The organism is Helicobacter sp. T3_23-1059 (genome assembly GCF_053654515.1).
This window is the reverse complement of sequence record NZ_JBSIUV010000074.1, coordinates 1-7,834: the sequence shown is the minus strand read 5'-3', so window position 1 is coordinate 7,834 and position 7,834 is coordinate 1. Positions and strand designations below refer to the sequence as shown.

The following is a 7,834-nucleotide window of genomic DNA, read 5'->3' as shown; positions in this document are numbered from 1 at the left end:
GTTTGAGATTAAGTTGGATTGAGCCTTATTTTTTTAAATCCGTAAAATCGATACAAATATTCCCCCATCAATGCTTTCTAATGCTATGGATTCTATGTCGTTTTCATCGCTAATAATGGCTAAAATCTTAGAATCAAGCATATAAGAATCTGCGATTTTTTGGCAAATTTTTGCTAGCTTAAAGCTACCCTCTATCAAGCCACTATCTAAAATCGCGTGATTTTTGACAGAAAATATCTCAAAAGATATTGCGGGGATTAGGTATTTTGGCATATATTGCGCGTAAAGGACGCATTCTTTGACATTGCGTAACGCTACGCAAAAAGGGATTTTGCCCTCATAGCAACACTTGCTTAGGGCAAAATCTCTATCATCATTTGTGCTAAACCAAAATACATTTGCATTTTGATTGTTTGTAGATTTTAGCGCGTTTTCTAGCTCGCTAAGCGAAGCGATATGCCAAAAACTCTCACTTGGGATATGAGGGTGTCCTATGATTATCATCATACATTCCTTTGTATAAGCGGGATTTAGCCATTTTTTAGCGATAAATCTAGGCATTCTTTGGAGCAAAAATGCGCTCCCTTGTGGCTAAAACTCTCATCTATGGATACAAATGTCCCGCATTGTTTGCAGGGCAACATTTGATTTTGTGTTTGATTTTGCGGAGTATTTTTTGCGTTTGTTTGGTTTGAGAAATGTCCTAATGCTTTGCGAATAGCATTTATCACAAAGCCTACTAGCAAAATAATAAGCCCTAAAATGATTAAACCTTTTAGCATTTTTGCTCCTTTTTGCGGGGATTTTTTAGCGTTTTTGCGAGATATAAAGATAAATCCGTTCGCTATTATAGCCTTTTGGCAATGCAAAATCTAAATCTTTTGCGCTAATGTGCCTTGCCTTATAAATATTATGATTAAAATCGCTACTTTTTGAGCCTTTAAAAAATAGCCAACTGCCATTTGGGCTTAGCAGATTTTGCGTAGCTTTTATAAGGCTTTGCGTATCCATAGTCGCACGCGAAGTGATGAGAGGGAAAAACTTACTAAAATCTTGCGTGCTAGATTTTGTTTTTTTATGCAAGTAAAAATCTTGCGAATTAGATTTTGGATTGCTAGAAATGCTAGAATCTATCAGCGATTCTACGCGCATTTTGTAGATATGAATGTTTTTTAGCCCTAATTTTTGGGCGATAAATGACAAAAAAGCCACTCGTTTTGCACGCGGTTCGCATAGATAAAAATCCACGCTAGGACGGCACAAAGCCATAGCCACAGCGGGAAATCCAGCCCCAGAGCCAACATCTAAACAACGACTAAAAGGCGACACAAAGCTAAGAGGCAAAAGCGAATCAATGAGATTTGATTCTACTTGTGCGATATTTTTTGCGCCACTTAGGTTGTGCGTGGTATTCCACTCAAGTAGATTTTGCGCAAAGATGCTTGCCTTTTTTAGCGCATTTTCTTTTGTGCTATCTTGCAAAATCTGCGGGGTAGATTCTAAAAGTATGTCTAGGTTTTTTAACATAGGGCTTCTTTGATTTCTAAAATTTGGTTTTTAAAAATTTTTGTTTTTTATGGCAATGTGGATTTGGCAAAATTTTGTTTTTATAAAATTTGACAAAACACAAAGCAAAATCCTTACAAAATCAGCATCGCATCGCCATAGGAGTAAAATCGATATTTTTTTGCTATGGCTTCATCATAGATTTTGCGCCATTTATCAGCCCCCACCATTGAAGCGACTAGCATTATGAGGGTAGATTTTGGCAGATGAAAATTGGTAAGCAAAAAATCTGTTTTTTTTGGCGGATTTTGCGGGTGCAAAAAAATATCACATTGAGCGATAAAATCTTGCGCTAGATTTTGACAATTTTTAGTCATATTGATAGATTTCCTAAAATCTTGCAAAATATTAGTTTTTCTCAAATCCTGCAACGCCCTAGCATAGCACTCCACACCGCGCATAGATGAGCTACCCACGCACAAAATCTTATCTGCGTTATGGATAATTTCTTGGGTTTTTGTAGGGATAGTTAGCATTTCTTTGTGCATTTTATGCGCTCTAATGTCGCTTGCCACCACAGGAGCGAAAGTCCCAGCGCCTATGTGGAGGGTAAGCATAGCGGTTTTGAATCTAGATTTTAGCTCTTTTAGCATTTGTGTAGAAAAATGAAGCGAGGCAGTGGGCGCGGCAATCGAGCCATTTTTGCTAGCAAAGACAGATTGGTATTCGCTATCATCTAGCTTTTCATCATCGCGCTTTATGTAGGGAGGCAGGGGGATATGCCCGATAGATTCTAGCATTTGCAAAATATCAGTTTGGGCGAGGGAATCTACTTTTTTAGCGTGGTTAAACGAAATGATTTTATAGCCATTTTCAAGGGTGGTTAAAATCCGCGCTTCATAGCCATTTGGCAAAAGCAACATATCGCCATTTTTTAGCCTGCCTTTTGTTTGGCATAGCGCATAAGGCGTTTGCATAGAATCTATTGTTTGTTGAACTTTATGTAAATTAGCTTCTTGTGGTGCGATAAAACGATGAAACAAAATCTCTCTTTGCCCCCCGCTTTTTTGGGATTTTTTGTTATTTGGGTTATTGTTACTTTTGTCGTTGTCAGCGCTATGTTGGCAAAATCTAGTGCCATAGATTCTAGCTTTTAGCACGCGTGTGTCATTTAGGATTATCGTAGTTTGGGCAGGGATAAAATCTAACAACTTGCCAAAAGTGCTATGGAGGATTTTTCCGCTTGCCCTTTCATATACGAGCAATCTAGCATTTTCTTTTGGGCTAGCAGGGTAGGTGGCTATAAGCTCGCTTGGCAAATCATAATCATAGCTTGAAAGCGCGTAATTTTTATCATTCATTTGGATTTTGCAGAATGTGGATTTTGCTTTTTTGTGGGCTGTTTTGATTTATGTTTTTTTGCGGGATTTGTAAAACGGGCGATAAGTATAGCAAGCCCATATAATCCTACAAGCGGGATTGCCATAAGTAGTTGTGAAAAAGGGTCTGGAGGCGTAATGATAGCAGCTATGATAAAAATCAGCACCACAGCGTATTTGAAAAAATTTTTAAGCGTCTCATCAGTGATAAGCCCTATGCGTGCGAGAAAATACGCTAGCACGGGCAATTCAAACGCTACACCAAAACCTAACACGATGCGGATAAAAAACCCCACATAGCTTTCAATAGAAATATTTGCCGCAAACATATCATTACCAAACATTAAAATATATTTAATCATAAAAGGAAACACAACATAGTAGGCAAACCCCGCCCCAAGCGCAAACATACCGCTACCAAAAAACACAAATGGCACGATGATTTTTTTCTCTCTTTTATACAATCCGGGGGCTACAAATAGCCAAATCTGCCAAAAAATCACAGGCGTAGAAACTACAAGTGCGGCTAAAAATGCAAGGCTCATAGCCGAAAAAATCCCCTCTAAAGGTGTAAGCTGCATCAAAGTCCCCTCTACGCTGTCGCTAAATGCTTTTGCGATGGGGGATTTTACAAACTCAAAAATGGATTTCCAAAAGCTAAAACACACGATAAAAGCCACCATAACAGTGGCTGTGGATATGATAAGCCGTTTGCGCAAATCCTCTAAATGCGGTTTTAAATCTTCAAACATTACAATGCCTTATATGATTTTGCGTTATTTGGGCTAGATTTTTGTGGTTTTGATTTTGGGGTTTTTGTGGATTTTTGGGGTTGCGTAGATTTTGGGGGTTGATTTTGCAATGGATTTTGTGGTTTTTGTGCTTTTGGTTGATTTTGCGCTAGATTTTGTATTTTTAGCAGATTTTGTGGTGGGTTTTTTTGTGTTTTTTGCAATTTTTGTAGATTTTTGGGTAGTTTTTGTGGTGGCGTTTTGTGGTAGCAAGCTATATTCGCTAAAAAGATTCTCTTTTGTGCCTAATTTGTTGTCTAAATTTTCTAAATCCTCTTTATTTTCCTCCACATTATCCCTCACATTGTTTGTGCTTTGCAAACGCCCTAAATCCTGCATTTCTTCTTTTATCTCTTTGATTTCTTGTAAGTTGCTTAAATCCATATCTTTAGTGATAGAATCCATATTTGTTTCAAAATGGGATTTTATATCGCTTACTTCACTGCTTAGTTTGCTTATTTCTAGCTCTTTATCAAGCGTGTCTTTTGCTTCGTTTATGGTTTTTTTTACCGCTCGAAAAAACTTCACAAAATCCACAATCGCCTGTGGCAACTTCTCAGGTCCTAAAAAAATCACTGCCACAATCAGTATGATGAGAATCTCAAAAAACCCGATTCCAAACATATAGCAAAATCTTTTAAGTTTTTTGTTGTTTTAATAGCACGCAAAGAGACTTTGCAACTAGTGCAAAAAACGCAAACACGCAAAATATGATAAGCGCAAGTAGCACGGATAAAAAAGTCGCTTCAAAAACTGCCTGAAATATCACAAATCCTATCACAGCACCCAAAATCCCAAGCCCCACAAAAAGCCCACAAAAAAAATCTAAGATTCTAGGCAACAATGATTCAAAATCCCCCAAAAAGCCCTCCAAATCCCGCAAAGACATTATCGCTCTTTTTAATTTTATTATTAAATACACATTTGCATTTATAATGGGATTTTAGTGTCCCTCATCGACTATGACTGCCCCAGCCAAATACACATAAGTCAAAATCATAAATACAAATGCTTGAAGCACAGCCATAAATAGCAAAATCGCAAATGGCACAACAGGCACAAGATAAGGCACAAGCATAAGCATAACAAGCAAAAACATATCATCGCCTTTGATATTTCCAAAAAGACGGAAAGATAGCGAGATAATGCGAGATAGGTGAGAGATGATTTCGATAGGAAACATAAGCGGGGCTAGCCATTTTACAGGTCCCATAAAATGCGCAAAATAATGGATAACGCCCTGCGTGCGAATCCCCTCAAAGTGATAATAAAAAAACACCACTAGCGCAAGCACAAGCGTAAAATCCCACGCAGAAGTAGGAGCTTCAAACCCCGGAATCATACCGATAATATTGCAATAAAACACATAAAAACCTATCGTGCCTGCTAGGGGGAAATATTTGCGAGCCTTTTCCTCGCCTATGACATCTTTTGCCATATATAGCATACCGCTTATCGCTGCTTCGTGTAGATTTTGCAAAAAGTTTGGGACTACGGTCATTTTTCGCGTTGCTAGCTTTGCCACTGCTACGGTAACAATCGCACAAACTATCGTGTAAAAAGCGATGATGAAGTGATGGTCAGTGTTTATAAGGCTTGCGAGAGTAAAGAGTCGGTTTTCCATTTGGGCTTCCTTATGTATTGGATTTTGTTAAATGGCTTGTTGAAGCGATTTATCCTAAGCGTCTTTGTGTTTTTTTGTGTTTTTGGCTTTGCTTAAGAGTAAATTTGTCATCTATTTTGCCCAAACTTTGTTAAGTAGTAGATTAAATCTATGAAATTCGTTGTATTTTTGTGTAAATTTTGCAAAATTTACACATTTTTTGTGCCATTTTTGTTTTTTATTATCTTAACTTTAAGTCATCGCAGATTTTTTATAAATTTTTACAATTTTTCACAAATTTCACAAAATTTTAAAATTTTTTACAAAAAGTTGTTTTGCATTTACCATTTATTCGGGGGGGGGGGGGTAGCATTCCTTTATGCTCTTAGCTTTTTGTGTATAGATTTTGCAAAAAATACAACATTTGCAAAAATACAAAAAAGCGAGGCAAATTTCTTGTTGCATAAAGGAGAATACTATGGCAACGGCATCGTTTTTTAATGTTTTAGGAAAAAGTAGAGTTTCACAAATGCTAGCAGGACAAAAAGTAGCTAGATTTGCTAAAGGTTTTAGTTTAAGCCTAGCATTAGGGATTTTTGGGTTTTTTGGCAATGTTGCAAATGCCGAAGAAAGCGGGGTATTTGCAGGCGTAGAAGTGGGCTATGCTCAAAGCGTATTTGAAAATAAAATCACGGCTAGCGGAGTTGGGGCAAATATGGCTGAAAGTGCAAAATACAACGGAGGTGGCGTAAAATACGGGCTTGTCGTGGGATATAAGCAGTTTTTTAGCCCATATTTTGGCTTGCGATACTATGCAAATGTATCTATGCACCACGCAGAGCTAAAATCAAACGCAGTAGCAAAGGGCTATGAGTGGAAAAACAAAGTAAATGGCACGATGATAAACTATGGTGCAAATATCGATGCGCTTGTAAATTTTGTCGCAAATGACGCGCTAGATTTTGGTGCGTTTATAGGCGTGGGCGTAGGTGGTGCTACTTGGATGGGCAAAGATTTGGATGATCACGAGGACTATGTCCAAAGTATAAATTCTCAATGGAGTTTATCGCGCACGGGGCTTGATGTCGCCCTAAATGCAGGGCTAAGGCTAACGGTAGCTGATAAGCACGGATTTGAAGTGGTGGCTAGGATTCCATTTATAAAAACTTCACTGCTAGATGAGAGTGGAAATGGCGTCATAAGAGACGCAAATGGTGCGGCAAACAATGTATCCGCCAAACTAATCAACACTTTATCGCATACTTATGCCATAACTGCGCGATATACTTTTAGTTTTTGAGTGTTTTTGTAGTTTTTTAGTCGTTTTGTTTTGAATCTCTCAAGAACTCGCAAAAGCAGATTTTATTATAAAATCCGTGATTTTTTTTTGTTATTGCCACGCATTTTTTTTAATGCAATGCGTGGCAATCCACACATACTACAAAATCTTGTCGGACTTAGGCTAAAAGCCCAAAACTCTCAACAAAATACAAAATTAAAGAAATATTTTTGCTTGCGATAAATATGACAATGTAGTTATTTTCCCCTCTTTTGCGGAGGTGGATTAAGGTGGTAGTGTCATTGCAAGTGAGTGCTAGTTAAGCGTGGTAAATCCATACATTCTGTCATTGCTGGTGATTAGAATCTGCTTTTATGTAGATTCTAGCGCGTAAGAATCTATGATTTTGTCATATTGTCTATTTTTTTGTCATACTTAAGCGCAAGCGAAATATCTCTACAAATAGATTGCCACGCAAATCTTGCGACTTGCTCGCAATGACGGAAGTAGAATCTCTGCCTACAATGACGGCGTGAGCGTGGATTGCTACGATTTTGTAGCTTTTGGCAAAGTCGCAAAAACTAGCAATGACAAAGTATTTTCCCCTCCCTCCTTTTTTAATTGCAGAGGATTTTGCCTTTTTATTCCCTCCCTTAGCACAAGTAGGACTTTTTTTGTTCTATCCCTTGCCAATGGCGACAGCACACTTCCTCCTCCCGTGCAGAGTTGCAAACCTCTTATTCCCCCTCCCTTAGCACGAGGGGGTTAGGGGGTGGGTATTTTTAGACTTTACCTTTGTCATTGTAGATTTTTTATCATTGCGAGCAAAAATGAGTGTAGGCGAATTTTTGCGCGGCAATCTATGATTTTTGAGATATTTCGCGCTTGCGCGCTCAATATGACAAACCAACCACCTAGCCCCCTCCGCAAAGGGAGGGGGGAATTCTTGTCATTTAATCCACCTCGTGCTAAGGGGGGGGGGGGCTTTAATAGGCGTTGCCACTAACGCAAGGGAGGGGAAATAATGTCATTGCCTATAATGACGGGATTTTCTTTGTCATATTGAGCGTAGCGAAATATCTCTATTTGCGTTTATAGATTTTTTAAAGAAGCTACGCTTTGAGATACTTCGCTTCGCTTAAGTCCGACAAGCGGATAGATTGCTACGCATTGCATTTTTAATGCAATGCTCGCAATGACGGAAGTAAAATCAAATTGCTTACAATGACGCTAAACTAACTAAACTAACAAAACAAAACAAAACTAAAATCAAACC

At 38.3% G+C, this 7,834-nt stretch carries 10 protein-coding genes and 1 pseudogene; 2 read left to right on the top strand and 9 right to left on the bottom strand.

Annotated elements, in window-relative coordinates; translation table 11 throughout:
* Positions 1-33 precede the first annotated feature (33 nt).
* From ACWIX0_RS12305 to ACWIX0_RS12270, 8 genes and pseudogenes are all read right to left on the bottom strand, one after another.
* On the bottom strand, positions 34-573 hold the full coding sequence (locus ACWIX0_RS12305) for a hypothetical protein (RefSeq protein ID WP_454174281.1): 540 nt from the start codon (positions 571-573) through the stop codon (positions 34-36).
* Positions 531-782 carry a PP0621 family protein gene (locus tag ACWIX0_RS12300; protein ID WP_454174280.1) on the bottom strand — a complete coding sequence of 84 codons (252 nt, stop codon included), beginning with the start codon at positions 780-782 and terminating at the stop codon, positions 531-533. The genes ACWIX0_RS12305 and ACWIX0_RS12300 overlap by 43 nt, the downstream gene beginning before the upstream one ends.
* A gap of 25 nt (positions 783-807) precedes the next feature.
* A complete protein-coding gene (gene rsmG / locus ACWIX0_RS12295; RefSeq protein WP_454174279.1) occupies positions 808-1,527 on the bottom strand; it encodes a 16S rRNA (guanine(527)-N(7))-methyltransferase RsmG in 720 nt (239 codons plus the stop codon).
* Positions 1,528-1,640: 113 nt separating this feature from the next.
* A complete protein-coding gene (gene queA / locus ACWIX0_RS12290) occupies positions 1,641-2,867 on the bottom strand; it encodes a tRNA preQ1(34) S-adenosylmethionine ribosyltransferase-isomerase QueA (RefSeq protein WP_454174278.1) in 1,227 nt (408 codons plus the stop codon).
* Entirely contained in the window at positions 2,864-3,637 is a 774-nt protein-coding gene (tatC, locus tag ACWIX0_RS12285) for a twin-arginine translocase subunit TatC (protein WP_454174277.1), read from the bottom strand. The genes queA and tatC overlap by 4 nt, the downstream gene beginning before the upstream one ends.
* A gap of 494 nt (positions 3,638-4,131) precedes the next feature.
* Positions 4,132-4,300, bottom strand: a pseudogene (gene tatB / locus ACWIX0_RS12280) (Sec-independent protein translocase protein TatB); the annotation flags it as partial.
* A 13-nt stretch (positions 4,301-4,313) separates the two neighbouring features.
* Positions 4,314-4,565 (bottom strand): hypothetical protein, encoded by a 252-nt coding sequence (locus tag ACWIX0_RS12275; protein ID WP_454174276.1) that lies wholly within the window; start codon positions 4,563-4,565, stop codon positions 4,314-4,316.
* A gap of 54 nt (positions 4,566-4,619) precedes the next feature.
* A complete protein-coding gene (locus ACWIX0_RS12270) occupies positions 4,620-5,300 on the bottom strand; it encodes a F0F1 ATP synthase subunit A (protein ID WP_454174275.1) in 681 nt (226 codons plus the stop codon).
* Between the two features lie 457 nt (positions 5,301-5,757).
* On the opposite strand from ACWIX0_RS12270, the gene ACWIX0_RS12265 reads away from it, so the two are divergent.
* Positions 5,758-6,579 (top strand): outer membrane beta-barrel protein, encoded by an 822-nt coding sequence (locus tag ACWIX0_RS12265; RefSeq protein WP_454174274.1) that lies wholly within the window; start codon positions 5,758-5,760, stop codon positions 6,577-6,579.
* 460 nt (positions 6,580-7,039) lie between these two features.
* Positions 7,040-7,327: a hypothetical protein gene (locus ACWIX0_RS12260; protein ID WP_454174273.1), complete on the top strand. Its 288-nt coding sequence runs from the start codon at positions 7,040-7,042 to the stop codon at positions 7,325-7,327.
* Here the strand turns inward: ACWIX0_RS12260 and ACWIX0_RS12255 are convergent.
* The gene (locus ACWIX0_RS12255) at positions 7,310-7,468 is read right to left on the bottom strand and encodes a hypothetical protein (protein ID WP_454174272.1); all 159 of its coding nucleotides are present in this window, start codon (positions 7,466-7,468) and stop codon (positions 7,310-7,312) included. The genes ACWIX0_RS12260 and ACWIX0_RS12255 overlap by 18 nt on opposite strands.
* Positions 7,469-7,834 lie beyond the last annotated feature (366 nt).

Excerpts from the sequence above, each read along its gene's own strand:
- rsmG (WP_454174279.1), bottom strand. The coding sequence starts at position 1,527 with ATGTTAAAAAACCTAGACATACTTTTAGAATCTACCCCGCAGATTTTG.
- ACWIX0_RS12300 (WP_454174280.1), bottom strand. The coding sequence starts at position 782 with ATGCTAAAAGGTTTAATCATTTTAGGGCTTATTATTTTGCTAGTAGGC.
- queA (WP_454174278.1), bottom strand. The coding sequence starts at position 2,867 with ATGAATGATAAAAATTACGCGCTTTCAAGCTATGATTATGATTTGCCA.
- ACWIX0_RS12275 (WP_454174276.1), bottom strand. The coding sequence starts at position 4,565 with ATGTCTTTGCGGGATTTGGAGGGCTTTTTGGGGGATTTTGAATCATTG.
- ACWIX0_RS12265 (WP_454174274.1), top strand. The coding sequence starts at position 5,758 with ATGGCAACGGCATCGTTTTTTAATGTTTTAGGAAAAAGTAGAGTTTCA.
- ACWIX0_RS12270 (WP_454174275.1), bottom strand. The coding sequence starts at position 5,300 with ATGGAAAACCGACTCTTTACTCTCGCAAGCCTTATAAACACTGACCAT.
- tatC (WP_454174277.1), bottom strand. The coding sequence starts at position 3,637 with ATGTTTGAAGATTTAAAACCGCATTTAGAGGATTTGCGCAAACGGCTT.